Origin of the sequence: Streptomyces sp. RK9 (genome assembly GCF_045070545.1) — a bacterium.
Classification (GTDB): domain Bacteria; phylum Actinomycetota; class Actinomycetes; order Streptomycetales; family Streptomycetaceae; genus Streptomyces; species Streptomyces alboflavus.
On the sequence record NZ_CP173704.1, the window covers coordinates 447,765 to 464,214 of the forward strand.

Annotated in this window: 14 protein-coding genes; 8 read left to right on the top strand and 6 right to left on the bottom strand. The window is 73.4% G+C overall.

Going from position 1 to position 16,450, the window contains the following annotated elements:
* Positions 1-26: 26 nt before the first annotated feature.
* The gene (locus AB6L24_RS22070) at positions 27-1,415 is read right to left on the bottom strand and encodes a transcriptional regulator (RefSeq protein ID WP_380846090.1); all 1,389 of its coding nucleotides are present in this window, start codon (positions 1,413-1,415) and stop codon (positions 27-29) included.
* Positions 1,416-1,805: 390 nt separating this feature from the next.
* Here AB6L24_RS22070 and AB6L24_RS22075 point away from each other — a divergent pair, with 390 nt between their 5' ends.
* From AB6L24_RS22075 to AB6L24_RS22090, 4 genes are all read left to right on the top strand, one after another.
* Positions 1,806-2,492 carry a bifunctional DNA primase/polymerase gene (locus AB6L24_RS22075; protein WP_380846093.1) on the top strand — a complete coding sequence of 229 codons (687 nt, stop codon included), beginning with the start codon at positions 1,806-1,808 and terminating at the stop codon, positions 2,490-2,492.
* A 238-nt stretch (positions 2,493-2,730) separates the two neighbouring features.
* Positions 2,731-3,522: an ABC transporter ATP-binding protein gene (locus AB6L24_RS22080; RefSeq protein ID WP_405657650.1), complete on the top strand. Its 792-nt coding sequence runs from the start codon at positions 2,731-2,733 to the stop codon at positions 3,520-3,522.
* Entirely contained in the window at positions 3,519-5,135 is a 1,617-nt protein-coding gene (locus AB6L24_RS22085) for a transporter (protein ID WP_405657652.1), read from the top strand. The genes AB6L24_RS22080 and AB6L24_RS22085 overlap by 4 nt, the downstream gene beginning before the upstream one ends.
* Positions 5,136-5,574: 439 nt before the next feature.
* A complete protein-coding gene (locus AB6L24_RS22090; protein ID WP_405657654.1) occupies positions 5,575-6,939 on the top strand; it encodes a PAS domain-containing protein in 1,365 nt (454 codons plus the stop codon).
* Between the two features lie 572 nt (positions 6,940-7,511).
* Here AB6L24_RS22090 and AB6L24_RS22095 read toward each other — a convergent pair.
* Genes AB6L24_RS22095 through AB6L24_RS22110 form a run of 4 tightly spaced genes read right to left on the bottom strand, consistent with a single transcriptional unit; the run spans position 7,512 to position 11,081 of the window.
* A complete protein-coding gene (locus tag AB6L24_RS22095) occupies positions 7,512-8,726 on the bottom strand; it encodes an ABC transporter permease (RefSeq protein WP_405657655.1) in 1,215 nt (404 codons plus the stop codon).
* Positions 8,723-9,526 (bottom strand): ABC transporter ATP-binding protein, encoded by an 804-nt coding sequence (locus tag AB6L24_RS22100; RefSeq protein WP_405657656.1) that lies wholly within the window; start codon positions 9,524-9,526, stop codon positions 8,723-8,725. Before AB6L24_RS22100 ends, AB6L24_RS22095 begins: the two co-directional genes overlap by 4 nt.
* Positions 9,523-10,593 carry an efflux RND transporter periplasmic adaptor subunit gene (locus AB6L24_RS22105; RefSeq protein WP_405657657.1) on the bottom strand — a complete coding sequence of 357 codons (1,071 nt, stop codon included), beginning with the start codon at positions 10,591-10,593 and terminating at the stop codon, positions 9,523-9,525. Before AB6L24_RS22105 ends, AB6L24_RS22100 begins: the two co-directional genes overlap by 4 nt.
* Positions 10,590-11,081: a hypothetical protein gene (locus AB6L24_RS22110; RefSeq protein ID WP_405657659.1), complete on the bottom strand. Its 492-nt coding sequence runs from the start codon at positions 11,079-11,081 to the stop codon at positions 10,590-10,592. The genes AB6L24_RS22105 and AB6L24_RS22110 overlap by 4 nt, the downstream gene beginning before the upstream one ends.
* A gap of 153 nt (positions 11,082-11,234) precedes the next feature.
* Between AB6L24_RS22110 and AB6L24_RS22115 the strand changes: the two genes are divergently transcribed.
* On the top strand, positions 11,235-11,903 hold the full coding sequence (locus AB6L24_RS22115) for a response regulator transcription factor (protein WP_405657660.1): 669 nt from the start codon (positions 11,235-11,237) through the stop codon (positions 11,901-11,903).
* Positions 11,904-12,016: 113 nt separating this feature from the next.
* Entirely contained in the window at positions 12,017-13,336 is a 1,320-nt protein-coding gene (locus tag AB6L24_RS22120) for a sensor histidine kinase (RefSeq protein WP_405663228.1), read from the top strand.
* Here the strand turns inward: AB6L24_RS22120 and AB6L24_RS22125 are convergent.
* Entirely contained in the window at positions 13,324-14,142 is an 819-nt protein-coding gene (locus tag AB6L24_RS22125; RefSeq protein ID WP_078619350.1) for an SIS domain-containing protein, read from the bottom strand. The genes AB6L24_RS22120 and AB6L24_RS22125 overlap by 13 nt on opposite strands.
* 178 nt (positions 14,143-14,320) lie before the next feature.
* On the opposite strand from AB6L24_RS22125, the gene AB6L24_RS22130 reads away from it, so the two are divergent.
* The gene (locus tag AB6L24_RS22130; protein WP_030361523.1) at positions 14,321-15,013 is read left to right on the top strand and encodes a metal-dependent transcriptional regulator; all 693 of its coding nucleotides are present in this window, start codon (positions 14,321-14,323) and stop codon (positions 15,011-15,013) included.
* Positions 15,014-15,565: 552 nt separating this feature from the next.
* Positions 15,566-16,432: an alpha/beta fold hydrolase gene (locus tag AB6L24_RS22135; protein ID WP_405663231.1), complete on the top strand. Its 867-nt coding sequence runs from the start codon at positions 15,566-15,568 to the stop codon at positions 16,430-16,432.
* Positions 16,433-16,450 lie beyond the last annotated feature (18 nt).

Sequence of the window (16,450 nt, forward strand, 5' to 3'; positions counted from 1 at the left end):
GGCGGCCGTACTCGCCGTGGCGACCGTCACGCCGCCTGCAGGTCGAGCCGCGCCCCGAACTCGCGTACCACCGGCTCCTCCCGGAACGGTTCGAGCCGCTGCTGGAAGTCGTCCAGGTACTCCGCGCCGCGGTTGGACCGCAGCGTGCCGAGGAGTTCGACGGCCTTCAGGCCGGTGTGGCAGGCCTGTTCGATCTCGCGGCGCTGCACCTGGGCCGTGGCGAGCAGCACCAGACCGATGGCGCGGCGGCGCGCCCGCGTCGGCGGATGCCCGGCCAGGGACTCCTCCGCACACCGGGCGGCGGCGTCGGCCTGGCCCAAGTCGCGGTGGCAGTGCGCCAGTTCGTCGGCCAGATACGCCTGGTCGAAGTGGCGGATCCACACCGGGTCGTCGCCCGAGTCCTCCTCGCCCACGGCCCGCTCCATGGCCTCGACGGCGCGCCCCGCCACGATCTGCGTGGACCGGGCGTCGCCGAGCAGGGCGTGGCCCCGCGCCTCCGCGGCGTAGAACATCGACTCCGCGCGCGGCGAGACCCGCCCGCGCGCCCCCTCCTGCGCCGCCCGCGCCAACTGCGCGATCTCGCGCGGGTTGCCGAGCTGCGCGGCGAGATGACTCATGGACGCCGCGAGTACGTACCCTCCGTACCCCCGGTCGCCCGCCGCCTGGGCCAGGCGCAGGGCCTGGATGTAGTACCGCTGGGCGAGGCCGGGCTGGCCCGTGTCGACGGCCATGTATCCGGCCAGTTCCGTCAACCGCGCGACCGCGGCGAACAGTTCCCGGCCCACGGCCTCGCGGTAGGAACCCGCGAGCAGCCCGGAGACGACGGAGTTGAGGTAGTGCACGACGACGGGGCGCACGTGCCCGCTGCCGTACTGGTGGTCCAGTTGCGTCAGGGCCTCCGTCATCGCCTTCACGGCGGCCACGTCCGAGAGCCCGACGCGCGGCCCGGCCGTGCGGCCGACCTGCGCGTCCGGCGAGGAGATGAGCCAGTCCCTGCTCGGCTCCACGAGCGCGGACGCGGCGACGGACGAGCCGGACAGGAAGTCCCGCCTGCCCACGTCGCTGCGCCACAGCTCGCAGACCTGCTCGATCGCGCCGAGAACGGTGGGCGAGAACTGCAACCCCACGCCGGAGGCGAGGTTCTTGCCGTTCGCCATGCCGATCTCGTCGATCGTGACCGTGCGCCCCAGTTTGCGGCCGAGCGCCTCGGCGATGATGCCCGGCGCGCGCCCGCGCGGCTGCTGGCCGCGCAGCCAGCGAGCCACCGACGTCTTGTCGTATCGAAGGTCGAGACCGTGCTCCGCGCCGCACATGTTCACGCGACGGGCCAGGCCGGCGTTGGAACAGCCGGCTTCCTGAATGAGCGCCTGCAGCCGTTCGTTCGGCTGCCGTGCGACGAGAGGCCTGGCGGCCATGGCGTACCCCCTGTGTGCACCGTGGACCATCTGGAACTTCGGATGTGGATGTCGAATGAGGAACGGTCCGGGCCGGTTTGCCCGCATCGCCCAGATGATCAATGCCCTGGGAACAACCGGAAGATGCACCACATACACCACAGATGCACAGCAACCTGCCTGAATTTGATGTTTCGCACCTCAACACGGCAGAGTGCGGCACACGTCAGCGAGCCGGGTGAACATGGCTGTCCGATGAACAAGGATGAACTCGGTCGAACTCCGACTGCCCCAGACGTGGCTACCCGCGCCCGGCCCCGCTTGCCCATGCGCGCCCCCACCCGTGCACCCATGCGCCCCGCCGCAGGATCGATGCTCCTCCCCCGCGCACGTGACACCCCGTAACCCGACATGACGCGCGCAGTTGAGAGGTGCGTGGAAGAGACCATCGGAGTCACGTCAGCCGCGCAGATCCCGAAGCAGCGCGGAGAGGCCCTGCAGGACACGGCCGTTCGGTACGCGGAGGAACGCCACTGGGATGTCTTCCCCGGCGCCTGGCTCGAGTCCGTCGAGGGCACGTGGCGCTGCTCGTGCGGCGAGGCCGCCTGCCCCGCGCCCGGCGCCCACCCCGTGCGCGACGACTGGCCGACGCAGGCCACGGGCAGTGCGACGGTCGCCCGGCGCATGTGGGCGAAGCAGCCGAACGCCTCGATCCTGCTGCCCACGGGCCGCACGTTCGACGCGATCGACGTGCCCGAGACAGCCGGTTTCCTCGCCCTCGCCCGCATGGAGCGGATGGAGCTGACGCTCGGCCCGGTGACGTGCACGCCCGACCGGCGCATGCAGTTCCTCGTCCTGCCCGGCGCCGCGGCGAAGGTCCCGGACCTCGTCCGCAAGCTCGGCTGGCCGCCCGCCGCCCTCGACCTCGTCACCCTCGGTGAAGGCGGCTACGTGGCCGCGCCCCCCACCCGCTTCGGCGCCTCCGGCGCCGTCCAGTGGGCCAACCGCCCCACCCCCGCCAACCGCTGGCTCCCCGACGCCGAAGAAGTGATCTCCCCCCTCTCCTACGCCTGCGGCAGGGAGGCCCGCAGGAAGTAGCAGCCAGCGGCCGCGCTGCTCAGTCCTGCGGCCGCTCCGTCAGCCCTGCGGCCGCTCTGCTCTGCCCTGCGGCCGCTCTGCTCTGCCCTGCCCTGCGCGCTCTGCTCTGCCCTGCGGGCGACTGGGCCGCCAGGGGCGGCACGGGCGGGCGCAGCCCGGCCGACAGCCACCATCGTCCAAGCTCCACCACGCCGACGTATCGTGCGCACAGGACGACGGCAAGGACAAAGGGGCAACGGTGGCCGACCCGACGGAAACCCCCGCGGCAGCGGTGCGCGTACACAACCTGTGGAAGGCCTTCGGCCAGCAACTCGCCGTGGCCGGCATCGACCTCACCCTCCCCGCGGGCAAGTTCATCGGCCTCGTCGGCCCGAACGGCGCGGGCAAGACCACCACCCTCTCCATGGTCACCGGCCTCCTCCGCCCCGACCAGGGCACGGTCGAGGTCGTCGGCCACGACGTCTGGCGGGACCCCGCCGAGGTCAAGGCCCGCATCGGCGTACTCCCCGAGGGCCTGCGCCTGTTCGAGCGCCTGTCCGGCCGCGAACTCCTCGCGTACACGGGACGGCTGCGGGGCCTGCCCGGCGAGGAGGTCGACAAGCGGGCCACCCAGCTCCTGGACGTCCTGGACCTCGCGGGTGCCCAACACAAGCTGGTCGTCGACTACTCCACCGGCATGCGCAAGAAGATCGGCCTGGCGGCGGCCCTGCTGCACAACCCGGAAGTGCTGTTCCTCGACGAGCCGTTCGAGGGCGTCGACCCGGTCTCCGCGCAGACCATCCGCGGCGTCCTGGAGCGCTACACCGCCTCCGGGGCGACCGTGGTCTTCTCCAGCCACGTGATGGAGCTGGTGGAGTCCCTGTGCGACTGGGTCGCCGTCATCGCGGCGGGCCGCATCCGCGCCCAGGGCCCCCTCGCCGAGGTCCGCGGCGACGCCGCGACGCTCCAGGAGGCGTTCCTCGAACTCGTCGGCGCGAACGGCCGCGACACGGGCTCGGACCTCGACTGGCTGGGCGGCGGCGCCCGATGACCGCCCCGGCCACCACCGCGACCCCCGGCACCGGCCTGACCCCTGTCTTCGTACGCCTGAAGCTGTCCCTCCTGCGCAACGGCCTGCGCCAGTCCTCGGGACGCCGCGCCGCGTACGTGGCGTCCGCCGTCGTCGCGCTCCTGTTCGCCGCGCTCCAGCTCCTCGGCCTGATCCTGCTGCGCGGCAACGAGCACGCCGCCACCGTGTCGATCATCCTCGTCGCCGTCCTCGCCCTCGGCTGGGCCGTGATGCCGCTGTTCTTCCCCAGCGGCGACGAGACCCTGGACCCCACCCGGCTCGTGATGCTGCCGCTGCGCCCGCGGCCCCTCGTCCGCGCCCTCCTGGTCGCCTCGCTCGTCGGCATCGGGCCCCTGTTCACGCTCTGCCTGGCGCTCGGCGCGGTCATCGCCGTGGCGGACGGCGGGGCGGCGGTCGCGGTGGGTGTCGTCGCCGTACCGCTGACGCTGCTCGTCTGCGTGGCGCTCGCGCGGGCCGTCGCCGCCGCCAACATCCGGCTCCTGACCAGCCGCAAGGGCCGCGACCTCGCCGTCCTCAGCGGACTCGTCATCGCCGTCGGCGCACAGGTCGTGAACTTCGGGGCGCAGCGGCTCGGCTCCTCGGACGCGGGGCTCGGCGAGCTGGACCCGGCGGCGGACGTGCTCGGCTGGATCCCGCCGTCGTCGGCGCTCTCCGCGGTGCACGCGGCCGGGGAGGCCCGGTACGCCACGGCGGTCGCCCAACTCGCCCTGTCCGGCGCCGCCCTCGCCCTGCTCCTGCACCTGTGGCAGCGCAGCCTCACCCGCCTGATGACCGCGCCCGACGGCTCCACGCTCGCCGCGGCGGAGCCGTCCCGCGAGGGCCGCGGCGGCGGCCTCTTCGCCCGGCTCCCCGCGGGCCGCACCGGCCCCGTCATGGAGCGCACCCTGCGCTATGTCTGGCGCGACCCCAAGACCAAGGCGGCCTGGGTGACATCCCTGGCCATCGGCCTGATCGTGCCCCTGTTCAACGCCCTCCAGGGCACCGGCTCCGTCTACTTCGCTTGCTTCGCCGCCGGGATGCTCGGCATCCAGATGTACAACCAGTTCGGGCAGGACACGTCCGCGTTCTGGATGGTCGCGATGACGATCTCCTCCGCCCGGGACGCGTACGAGGAGCTGCGGGCCCGTGCGCTCGCCCTGCTCGTGATCACACTGCCGTACGCGACCCTCGTCACCGTTCTGACGACGGCGCTCCTCGGCGAGTGGCAGGCCCTGCCGGAGGCGCTCGGCCTGTCCTTCGCGCTCCTCGGCGCCATGCTGGCCACCGGCGCCTGGTCGTCGGCCCGCTTCCCCTACTCCATCCCGCAGCAGGGCTACAAGAACGTCGCCCCCGGCCAGGCGGGCCTCGCCTGGATCTCCATCCTCGGCGGGATGATCGCCGCCGCCGCGCTCTGCGCGCCCGTCCTCGCCCTCACCATCTGGCTGCACGCCGCCGACCACGGCTCCCTGAGCTGGGTCCTGCTGCCCGTCGGGGCGCTCTACGGAGGCGCCGTCACCGCGGCGGGCCTGCGGCTCGCGGCGCCGCGGGTGGCGCGGCGGCTGCCGGAGATCCTGGCGGCGGTGAGCAAGGGGTGAGGTGAGCGGGTGGCCCGGGGGCGCGCTGGTCCCGTCCTGTCCCGGACACGGAGCGACCCGCGAGCCGTGGTTCCCCTGCCGTGAGGCCGGGGAAGCCGGCCGGACGTACCGGCGGCTCGCGGGTCGGGTGACTGCTTGGAATTACGGCCGGCTGCGTGCCTGTTTCGCACGCTGGTCCGGCACCGCACTGGGTGTGGTGGCGGGCCGCTAGCCCGCAGTCACCTCTTCCGTCCGGTATTCATACATCTGCCGAACCACCTCCTCTCCGAAGTGACACTCACCCTAGGAAGCCCGCCCGAGTCGTTCAACTGTTTTTCTGAGACCTTGGTCCGGCAACGATTTGCCTCAACTTCCGGGAACTTACTGTGTGCTGTGTCACGTTCAAGTTGAATGATCTGGCGACGAGGACGATGAGGACACAGCCTGCAGGGGGGTCCGGGTGAGTGCTTCCCGACAGAGCGGAACCACCGACGAACTGGGCCCCGAGGAGCCCGAGCCCGGCGGGGCCGAACTCCTCGCGGCGCTGCTCGACGGCATGGACGCCGCGTTGTGCGCGTTCGACGCCGACGGAGTCGTGACGCACTGGAACCGCGAGGCGGAGCGGATCCTCGGCTGGACGGCCGCGGAGGCGGTCGGACGGCGCGGGTTCGCCGACTGGGCCGTGCGCAGCGCCGACGCCGAGGACGTCGAGGGGCGGCTCCTCTCCGCCATGCACGCGCCGGGGCGGCAGGTCGACGAGTTCGCGCTCCTGACCAAGGACGGCGGGCGGGTGCTCGTGCGGACCCAGACCTCGGCCGTGCGCGGCGGCGACGGCAAGCCGAGCGGGGTGTACTGCGCCTTCAGCGAGGTGCACACCCAGATCGACCTGGAGCGGTCCATCGCCCTGAGCGAGGCGCTGTTCGAGAACGCCTCGTGGGGTGTGGTGCTCGTCGACGCCGACCTGCGGCCCGCCGTGGTGAACGCCCACGCCGCGCGGGCTCTCGGCATGGGGCGCACGGCGCTGCTCGGGCGGCCGCTCGGCGAGGTCCTCACCCAGGGCGTCGAGGAGTTGGAGAGCGCCCTCACGCACGTGCTCGCGGAGGGCGCGCCGCCCGCCCCCGCGGAGATGTGGCTCGCCGTCCGCGGCGACGGTGGTGAACCGGAGCGGCGCTGCTGGCGCAGCGGGTTCCTTCGTCTTGGGTCCCCGCTCGCCGAGGAGCCCGTGCCGCTGGGCGTCGGCTGGCTGTTCCTCGACGTCACCGAGGCCAAGCAGACCGAGGCCGAGGCGGCGCAGCTCCGCTTCCGGTCGCAGCAGTTGCACCGGGCCGCGCGGGCCGCCGCCGAGTGCGAGGACCCCATGGAGGCGGCCACCGTCCAGCTCGACTTCGCCCTCGCCGGGTTCGCCGACCACGCCCTGATCGACGTGATCGACAGCGAGGAGCCCCAGCTGCGGCTCGTCCGGGCCGCCGTCACGCCCGCCGGGGCGCCCGGGCCCTGTCAGCCGGCGGGCAAGGCGCGGTTGCCGCTGCGGTATCTGGAGGGGCATCCCGCGCCGCAGTGCGTCGAGCGGGCCGGGTCCGTGCGGGCCACGGCGGCCACCGCCGATCCTGGGCGGGCGCGGGAGTGGGCCCTTGCCCGGCAGTGGCCCGAGTCGTCCGTCCACGCGCTGTGCGCCGTCCTGCGGAGCCGGGGGCGGACGTTGGGGGTCATCACCTTTCTGCGGGGGGCCGCTCGGGCGCAGTTCGAGCGGTCCGATGCCGCTTACGCGGAGAGTGTCGCTGCGCGGGTTGCGGCGGCGCTGGATCTGGCGGGGGTGGGGGGGTAGGGCCTTCGCGGGGCGCCCCGGTCCCGCCCCTTCTCCGAAACCGGGGCTTCGCCCCTGGACCCCGGGGGTGGGTGTCCCGTGGCGGGTGGGACGGTCCTCTCCTGATCGGCGCTTCGCGCCTCGTCCTCAATCGCCGGACGGGCTGAAACATCCCCGGGGCGGGCTGAAATGTGCCGGGGCGGTTCGGGGGACGTTGCGGCGTGAGCCGTTTCGCGCTGAAGGCGCCGGGCTGCTGCCCAGCAAGTGCAGGTGGGGGCGGGTGGGTGGGAGAGAGCCCGTCCGGCGTTTGAGGACGAGGCGCGGAGCGCCGATGGCGGGGGTGCCCCCGGTGGGGGTGAGGGTGCCGGGCTGTCGCCGAGGTCGGTCAAGTCCGGGCGGGTGGGTGGGAGAGAGCCCGTCCGGCGATTGAGGACGAGGCGCGGAGCGCCGATGGCGGGGGTGCCCCCGGTGGGGCTGGGGGTGCCGGGCTGTCGCCGAGGTCGGTCAAGTCCGGGCGGGTGGGTGGGAGAGAGCCTGTCCGGCGTTTGAGGACGAGGCGCGGAGCGCCGATTCGGGGGTGACCCCGGCGTCGGCTACGCCGCGTGCAGCGCGAGGGTCGGGGAGAGCCGGGCCGCCCGCACCGCGGGGTAGAGCCCCGCCACGGTTCCGATGGCCAGGGTCGCGCCGAAGCCCGCCGTCACCGCCCACAGGGGGACCACCCACGGCAAACCCCCGGACGCGGCGTACGCGGCTGTCGCCGCCGCGCCGAGTGCGACGCCCGCGAGCCCGCCGAGGCCGGACAGCATCAGGGACTCGGTGACGAACTGGACGCGGATCTGGCCGCGGGTGGCGCCGAGGGAGCGGCGCAGGCCGATCTCGTAGCGGCGTTCGAGGACCGAGATGATCATGGTGTTGGCGACGCCGACGCCGCCGACGAGGAGGGCGATGCCGCCGAGGCCGAGGAGGAGCGTGGAGAAGGCGCCCTCGGTGTCCGCCTTGGCCTGAAGGGCCGCCGAGGGGTCGGTGACCTTGACGTCGCGCGGGCTCTCGGGCGAGATCGACGCGCCGAGCAGCGCCCGCACGTCGTGCACGGCGTCGTCCGCCGAGCGCTCGTACAGCGACGTCGGGTGCCCGTCGAAGCCGAGGAGCGACTTCGCGGCGGCCCACCCGGTGAGCGCGGAGCGTTCGACGTCGGGGGCGAGCGGCAGCGGCGCGAGGATGCCGATGACCGTGAAGTAGCGGTCGTCCACCCACACCTGCTGGCCGGGCGAGGTGATGCCGAGGCGCCGGGCGGCGACGTGGCCGAGGACGATCGACGGATAGCGGGAGTTGGCGGCGTTCAGCCAGGTGCCGCTGGCGGTGCGGCCGCGCAGGACCTTCAGAAGGTCCTCGGTGGCCGCCTTGACGGAGATCCCGCCGGTCTCACCCTCGGGGATCTTCTCGCTGCGCCGCACCGTGCGGTCGATGTCGCCGGTGGCCCCGACGTCCTCGACGCCCTCGATCCGGGACACCCGCCCCACCGCGTCCTTCGGCAGCTTCGGGTCCTCGCCGGAGAACAGCGGGTCGCCCGGCGCGGCCACCAGCATGTTCGTACCCAACTTGTCGAGCTTTTCGAGGAGTTGGGCCTTGCTGGAGGCGGATACGCCCACCACCGCGACCATCGTGGCGATGCCGATCGCGATGCCGAGGGCGGAAAGGACGACCCGCATCGGGCGGCTGCGCAGCCCGGACGCGCCGACGTGGACGATGTCGCGGGGGCTCAGCCGGGCGGCGCGCAGCCGCCTCGGCCGCGTACGGTCAGCGGTCATCGCGCCACGGCTCCCTGTGCTCGTACGTCCTGGTCCTGGCGGGCGCCGTCGTGCACCACCCGGCCGTCGCGGATCCTGACCTGCCGGGGCAGCCGGTCCGCGATCTGTCCGTCGTGGGTGATGACGGCGATGGTCGCGCCCTCGGAGTTGAGGCCGTGGAGGAGTTCGATGACCGCCTCGCCGGAGGCGGAGTCGAGCGCTCCGGTGGGTTCGTCGGCGAGCAGCAGGTCCGGTTCGCCGACGACGGCGCGGGCGATGGCGACGCGCTGCTTCTGGCCGCCGGACAGCTCGTGCGGCCGGTGCCGCATCCGGTCGGCGAGGCCGACGCGGTCCAGGGCCTCGGCGGCGCGGGCCCTGCGCACGGCGCGCGGCAGGCCGGAGTAGAGCAGGCCCTCGGCCACGTTGTCGCGGGCGCTGACGCCGGGGACGAGGTGGAAGGCCTGGAACACGAAGCCGATGCGGCGGGCCCGCAGCGCCGACAGGCTGCGGTCCGAGAGCTTCGCCACGTCGTGCCCGGCGATCTCGACCGTCCCCGCCGTCGGCCGGTCCAGGGTGCCGACGATGTGCAGCAGCGTCGACTTGCCGGAGCCCGACGGGCCGACGATGGCGAGGAGTTCGCCCTCCGCGACGTCGAGGTCGACTCCGCGCAGGGCGGCGACACCGCCCGGGTACTCCTTGGTGACTCCGGTGAGGCGGACGACCGGACGGGGACCGGGGCTGCCGCCGCCGGACGCCCCCTCAGCGCCCTTCTCGTACTCCGCGTGGTTCTCGTACGTGCTCTCCGCACGCCGCGCGCTCATGTCTTCGGCACCCCGACCTTCATCCCCTCGCGCAGCCCGCCGCCGCTCACCTCGACCCGGCCCGAGCCGAACATGCCGAGCTTCACGCGCACCTGGCGGGCCTTGCCCCCGGCGACGACCTGGACGCCGTAGCCACCGCCGGGCAGGGCGAGGAGGGCGTTGACGGGGACGGACAGGACGCCCTCGCGGGTCTCGCCGGTGAGGTTCACGGTGACCGGGGACTGGTCGAAGCCGCGCACGTCGGAGGGGTCGTCGAAGGACACCGTCACCGGGATCTTCGGGGTCTTGTCGGCCGGGTCGTCGCCGGGCTTCGCGGTCCGGCCGACCGCGGAGACGCGGCCGGACGCCGTCGAGCCGTCCGGGAGCGACACCTGGACCTTCGTGCCGACCTTTGCCAGCTTCCCGTCGGACACCTCCAGCTGGAAGCGCACGACGCGCTCGGACGCGGTCGTCGTGAGCACGGGACGGCCGGGCGACACCTGGTCGCCGACCGCCGCCGCCACGGACTTCACGCGCACCGCCGACGGCGAGAAGGCGATGTCCCCGGGCTCGACCCGGCCGGTCTGGCGCCGCTCGTGCGCCTTCTGCCAGCGCTTCACGGCGGCCGCCGTCCCGGCCGTGTACTCGTCGTCGACGGCGAGCCCGGCCGCGTACCCGAGCGCCTGGAGGTTCTGCTCCAGCTGCCGCACGTCCTCGCCCTCGGAGCCCGGCTTGAGGGTGCGGTACATGGGCACGGTGCCGTACATGAGGCGCACGGGCACGCCGTTGACCTCGTACAGGCGCCCGTCGCGCCGGATCGTGTCACCCGCGCCCGGGGTGCGGGTGAGGATGCCCGCGGCGCCCGCGTTGACCTTGCGTTCCTTGGCGTAGCCGAGGGTGCCGTCGAGCTGGGTGCCGCTGCTGAGGTCGCCGCGCTGGACGGCGGCGGTCGCGGGCGGCAGGTCCGCGCTCCTCGCCGACCCGCCGCCGTCGCCGCCGGACCCGTCCGTCCCGGTGACGGCGACCCCGGCGCCCGCGACCGCGAGCAGTGCGACGACCGTCGAGACGACTGCCGTGCGCCGCCTCATCCGACGATGCCCTTGCACGCCTCGGCGGCCTTCTCCATCTTCTTCATCTCGGCGCCCTTGGGGGCGGGCATCGCCTGCGCCATGCCGTCCTCGAACTTCGGGTCCGGCATGTTGTAGCCGTTCTTGCGCATGCACTGCGCGTACTTCAGCATCTTGTCCTTGTCGGCCTGCGAGATGCCGCCGCCCGCCGAGCCGGGGCCTTTGCCGGTGCACTCCTTGAGGGCCTTCTGCATCTTCTCCTTGCTGAGGTCCCCGCCGATCGTGATGCCGTTGCCGTCCTGGCCCGACTTCGGCTCGGGGACCTTCAGACCGTGCTTGCGCAGGCACTCGCGCTCCTTGAAGGCCTTGTCGGCGGCGTTCTCCTTGCCGCCGGAGTCCTTCTTGCCGTCGCCGCCGTCGTCTCCGCCGGAGCAGGCGGTCGCGAAGAGCGCGAGGGCGGCGACCGCGGCGAACGCGGCCGAACGGCTGCGGGTACGCGTACGTGTCATGGCTTCCCCTGATGTCGATGGTGGTGTCGATGGGTCCGGTGGCCGGCGCCGGTCGCGCCCGCCGCGGCCCAGGCTCACGGGAAGCGGGGTTTCGTCTCTCTCACGGCAAACCTTTACACCGGCGAAAGGTGGCCCTCGGGTACACAGGGCGGCATGCGCGTACTGCTGGTGGAGGACGAGGAATTCCTGGCCGAGATGATCGCCGTCGGGCTGCGCCGCGACGCGCTCGCGGTCGACGTGGCGGCGGACGGCCTGACCGCGCTGCGCAAGCTCCAGCTCGGCGAGTACGACGTGCTCGTCCTGGACCGCGACCTGCCCGGCGTGCACGGCGACGAGGTGTGCCGCCGCGTCGTGCGACAGAAGCTGCTCACCCGCGTCCTGATGCTCACGGCGGCGGGCACGGTGCGCGACCGGGTCGCGGGCCTCGGGCTCGGCGCCGACGACTACCTGACCAAGCCGTTCGCGTACGACGAGCTGCTCGCCCGGGTCCTCGCCCTCGGGCGGCGCGCCCGGCCCGCCCTGCCGCCGGTCATCGAGCGGGCGGGCCTCGTCCTGGACACCGCGCGCCGCCAGGCCAGCCGCGACGGCCGCCACCTGTCGCTGTCCCGCAAGGAGTTCGCCGTCCTGGAGGCGCTGCTCCGCGCCGACGGCGCCGTGGTCAGCGGCGAGGACCTGATCGAGCAGGTCTGGGAGGAGGACACCAGCTACCGCACCAACGCCGTCCGCGTCACCCTCTCCAAGCTCCGCGCGAAGCTCGGGGAGCCCGGGGTGGTGGAGACGGTGCCGGGGGCGGGGTACCGGATCTCGGGGGTGTCGCTGTGAGGGCCGCGCATGCCGAGGCCCCGGGCGCTTCCGCCGTGCCGCGCCTGCCCGGCGCCCACCGCCTCCGCGGGCTCGGCGCCCTCCTCGGACCCGGCGCGCCCCGCGGCCTCGGCGTGCGCGGCGAGCGGGTCCGGCTTACCGCGCTCTACGGCGTCCTGCTCGTCCTGGCCGGGGCGCTGCTCACCGGCGTGGTGTACGTCCTCGTGCGGCAGGGCCTGTACTCGTCGATCAGCACGGCGGTCACCACGGCCGTGCCCGGGCCCCGGGTCGACCGGGACGACTTCGGGCCGCCGTGGGCGATCCAGCCGACGGCGGGGCTCGCGGTGGCGGCGCGGCCCATGCTGCCCGCCGACACGGTGCCCGCGCAGGCGGTGACGCGGGTCAGCGACGCCGCGGGGGAGGCCGCGCTCGGGCGGCTGCTCTCGATGTCCGTGATCGTCCTGGCCGCGTACACCGTGCTGTCCGTCGCCCTGGCCTGGTGGATGGCGGGCCGGGTGCTCCGCCCCGTCGCCGTGATCACCGAGAGCGCGCGCCGCCTGTCCGGCTCCAACCTGCACGAACGTATCGCCCTCGACGCGCCCCCGGGCGAGCTGAAGCAGCTCGCCGACACCTTCGACGCGATGCTCGACCGCATCGAGCGCCTCGTCGGCGCGCAGCAGCGGTTCGCGGCCAACGCGGCGCACGAGCTGCGCACGCCCCTGGCGGTGCAGCGGGCCGCCGCCGAGATCGGGCTCGCCGGGGACCCGCCGCCCGCGCACGTCGCCCGCATCCGCAGGAAGCTGATCTCCGTCGCCGACGACAGCGAGAGCCTCATCGAGGGCCTGCTGCTGCTCGCCACCGCCGACGCGCCGGGCGGCCCCGACCACGACCGCGCCCTGGAGCGGCACGAGCCGGTCGCCCTGGACGTCACCGCCCACGAGGTCGCCGACGCCCTCGCGGAGGAGGCCGCCCGGCGCCACGTCGCGATCACCGTGCGGGCCGCGCCCCTCACCGTCCACGGCGACGGCGTCCTCCTGGAGCGCCTCGTCCACAACCTGGTGGCGAACGCCGTACGCCACAACGTCCCGGTCGGCGGCCGCGTCGAGGTGACCACGGCGCCCGACGCGATCACCGTCACCAACACGGGCCCCGCCATCCCGCCCGACACCGTCACCCACCTCTTCGAGCCGTTCCACCGCCTGCGCCCCCGCACCCACGCCCGCGGCGAGGGCGCGGGCCTCGGCCTGTCGATAGTGACGGCGATAGCGAGGGCACACGGCGGGACGGCGGAGGCAGAGGCAAACGGCAGGGGCGGCGGCCTACGGGTGACCGTGCGCTTCCCTCAGGGCGCTGCCGAAGGCGCGCCCGTCAGGGGCGCGGGGAACTGCGCGACCAGCCCCCACCGGCCCGCAGAACAGTCACAACCCACCCAGCGGAGCACTCAGTGCCGGTAAAAAATCCGATCCCCGTACTCCGAGAAAACCCGCCCGTTCCAGTCATGGCCGCCATCCACGTTCGCGGACCGCAACAGGGGAGGCTGAATCCCCCGCTCAGCCAGCGCAGCGGCCGCCGTGGCCATCATGGCCTGCATCAACGCACTGGCGACCATCGTGGACGCGGGCCCGAAGGGCGCGTCCACGGAGTCGAGGGCGATCTCCGCGTCCCCCACGGCGATCTTGGAGTCGAGGACGAGATCGCAGTGGTCCTTGAGGAAGGTCCCCGAGACGTGCCGGGACCTCGTCTCCGTGGCGTACGCCACGGAGGTCACGCCGATGACCTTCAGGCCGATGGCGCGGGCGTTCATGGCCATCTCCACGGGCAGCGAGTTCCGCCCGGACAGGGAGATGATCACCAGGACGTCGCCGGACCGGGCCGGGCTGGAGTCCAGGACGGCGCCCGCGAGGCCGTCGACGCGCTCCAGGGCCGAGCCGAGCGTCGCCGGCATCACGTCGACGCCGACGACACCGGGCACGGAGAGCAGGTTCATCAGGGCGAGGCCGCCCGCGCGGTAGACGACGTCCTGGGCGGCGAGCGAGGAGTGGCCCGCGCCGAAGGCGAAGAGGCGGCCGCCCGCGGTGACGGCGTCGGCGATCAGCTCGCCCGCGGCGGTGATGTCCGCGGACTCCTCGTCCCGGACCCGGCGCAGCAGGTCGATGGCGGCGTCGAGGTAGCGCGCGGCGAGCAGGTCCGCGCCGCCGTCCGATCCGCCGCCCGTGTCCGGGCCGCTGCCGCCGTCCGAGCCCTGGCTTCCCTTGCCCATCCGCGAAACCCCTTCGTCCCGCCGTGTCCCGTCGTGTCGCGGATCACGGTGCGGTCTGGACCAGTGCCCTGTCAATACGGCCTCCGACCGCCTCTTTTCCCGGCGCAACCCGGTTGTCAGTGGTATGCGTCAGAATTGAGGGCAGGGCCAGCGCACGAGCGAAATCTGAGGGGCACCCATGTCGGGGCTTATTGACACCACTGAGATGTATTTGCGCACCATCCTCGAGCTGGAGGAGGAGGGTGTCGTCCCCATGCGCGCCAGGATCGCCGAGCGGCTCGACCAGAGCGGTCCGACGGTGAGCCAGACGGTGGCACGCATGGAGCGCGACGGCCTGGTGGCCGTCGCCAGCGACCGGCACCTGGAGCTGACCGAGGAGGGCCGCCGTCTCGCCACGCGCGTGATGCGCAAGCACCGCCTCGCCGAATGTCTCCTGGTCGATGTGATCGGCCTGGAGTGGGAGCAGGTGCACGCCGAGGCCTGCCGCTGGGAGCACGTGATGAGCGAGGCGGTGGAGCGGCGCGTCCTGGAGCTGCTCCGCCACCCCACCGAGTCGCCGTACGGCAACCCCATCCCGGGCCTGGAGGAGCTGGGCGAGAAGGACGGCGCCGACCCGTTCCTGGACGAGGGCATGGTCTCCCTGATCGACCTCGACCCGGGCACGGACGGCAAGACGGTCGTGGTGCGCCGGATCGGCGAGCCGATCCAGACGGACGCCCAGCTGATGTACACGCTCCGGCGCGCGGGCGTGCAGCCCGGCTCGGTCGTGAGTGTGACGGAGTCCGCCGGGGGGGTACTCGTCGGCAGCAGCGGCGAGGCCGCCGAGCTGGCGGCCGATGTCGCGTCGCACGTGTTCGTCGCCAAGCGCTGACCGCGCCCGGCTCCGGACCCCGGCGGGTCTCGTAACGGCCATCAACTCCCGTTACCACAGGTGCAGTTGAGGTGAGTCCGAGACCCGCCGGAGTCCAAGATTCAGTGTGCCGAATCGCAGCGCCGATGCGGTTTGCGTGCGAGGCTGTCGCGTGAGGCATATGACCTGAGGACTCTTGGCCGTCTCGGGACCGGGACGGCACCGGAGAGGGGACAGACGATGTGCCCGGCAGGCGAGATGGGGCGCGCGGGGCGCGGTGCGCCACGCGCCCGGCACGCAGAGGGCCCCGGCGCCCTTGGGCGCCGGGGCCTGTCCTCCCCTGTGCTGACCCGGAGCCCCGAGCTCCCAGGGTCATCCCCCTCGGACCGGCTTCCCCGAGCGGCCCGCCCCCCGTTGAAGATCTCCCCTCGGCGGCGGCGGTCAATCCTTGAGCATGGTCACCCGAACGAGGGGTGTTGGCGGCGAGACGGCCGCTACCGAATGAGAGTTCGATAGCGTGCCGGGATGCGTGAGTGAACGACCCGAGCGGAGTCAAGGGGGGTGCCTGGGACCATGGTGCGGCGCATCGACGTGACCGGCGCGGGCGGCGTGAGCCTCGCCGCCTGGGAGTACGCCGACCCTCCCAAATCCAGGGAGGCCGACTCGCCCCCGGGCGGAGTGCTGTTACTGCACGGCCTGATGGGCCGCGCCTCGCACTGGGCGGGCACGGCACGCTGGCTCTCCGAGCGCCACCGCGCGGTCGCGCTCGACCAGCGGGGCCACGGCCAGAGCGACAAACCGGCCGACGGACCGTACGACCGCGGGGCGTACGTGGACGACGCCGAGGCCGCCCTGGAGCAGCTGGGCCTCGCGCCCGCCGTGCTCATCGGGCACTCCATGGGCGCGCTCACCGCCTGGCAGCTCGCCGCGCGCCGCCCGGACCTGGTCCGGGGCCTGATCATCTGCGACATGCGCGCGTCCGCCCTCGGCGCCGCCTCCCAGCGGGAGTGGGAGGACTGGTTCAAGTCGTGGCCGGTGCCGTTCGCGACGCTCGCGGACGTGCGGAAGTGGTTCGGCGAGGACGATCCGTGGGTGGAGCGGCCGAACCCCTCGCGCGGGGCGTTCTTCTCCGAGGTCATGGCCGAGGGCGAGGACGGCTGGCGGCCGGTCTTCGACCCCGCGCAGATGCTGAAGTCCCGGGAGACCTGGGTGTACGACGCGCACTGGGAGGAGCTGGTCCAGGTCCAGTGCCCCGCGCTCGTCGTGCGCGGGCTCGACGGCGAGCTGGGCCGGGCCGAGTCCCAGGAGATGGTCCGCGTCCTGCCCCGCGGGGCGTACGCGGAGGTGCCCGACGCCGGCCACCTCGTGCACTACGACCAGCCGGAGGGCTGGCGCGAGGCGATCGAGCCGTTCCTGGACGGCGTCCTCGCGGGGTCCTAGCCCTCCACCGGCCCCACG

Excerpts from the sequence above, each read along its gene's own strand:
- AB6L24_RS22070 (WP_380846090.1), bottom strand. The coding sequence starts at position 1,415 with ATGGCCGCCAGGCCTCTCGTCGCACGGCAGCCGAACGAACGGCTGCAG.
- AB6L24_RS22075 (WP_380846093.1), top strand. The coding sequence starts at position 1,806 with ATGACGCGCGCAGTTGAGAGGTGCGTGGAAGAGACCATCGGAGTCACG.
- AB6L24_RS22085 (WP_405657652.1), top strand. The coding sequence starts at position 3,519 with ATGACCGCCCCGGCCACCACCGCGACCCCCGGCACCGGCCTGACCCCT.
- AB6L24_RS22095 (WP_405657655.1), bottom strand. The coding sequence starts at position 8,726 with ATGACCGCTGACCGTACGCGGCCGAGGCGGCTGCGCGCCGCCCGGCTG.
- AB6L24_RS22100 (WP_405657656.1), bottom strand. The coding sequence starts at position 9,526 with ATGAGCGCGCGGCGTGCGGAGAGCACGTACGAGAACCACGCGGAGTAC.
- AB6L24_RS22105 (WP_405657657.1), bottom strand. The coding sequence starts at position 10,593 with ATGAGGCGGCGCACGGCAGTCGTCTCGACGGTCGTCGCACTGCTCGCG.
- AB6L24_RS22110 (WP_405657659.1), bottom strand. The coding sequence starts at position 11,081 with ATGACACGTACGCGTACCCGCAGCCGTTCGGCCGCGTTCGCCGCGGTC.
- AB6L24_RS22115 (WP_405657660.1), top strand. The coding sequence starts at position 11,235 with ATGCGCGTACTGCTGGTGGAGGACGAGGAATTCCTGGCCGAGATGATC.
- AB6L24_RS22125 (WP_078619350.1), bottom strand. The coding sequence starts at position 14,142 with ATGGGCAAGGGAAGCCAGGGCTCGGACGGCGGCAGCGGCCCGGACACG.
- AB6L24_RS22130 (WP_030361523.1), top strand. The coding sequence starts at position 14,321 with ATGTCGGGGCTTATTGACACCACTGAGATGTATTTGCGCACCATCCTC.
- AB6L24_RS22135 (WP_405663231.1), top strand. The coding sequence starts at position 15,566 with ATGGTGCGGCGCATCGACGTGACCGGCGCGGGCGGCGTGAGCCTCGCC.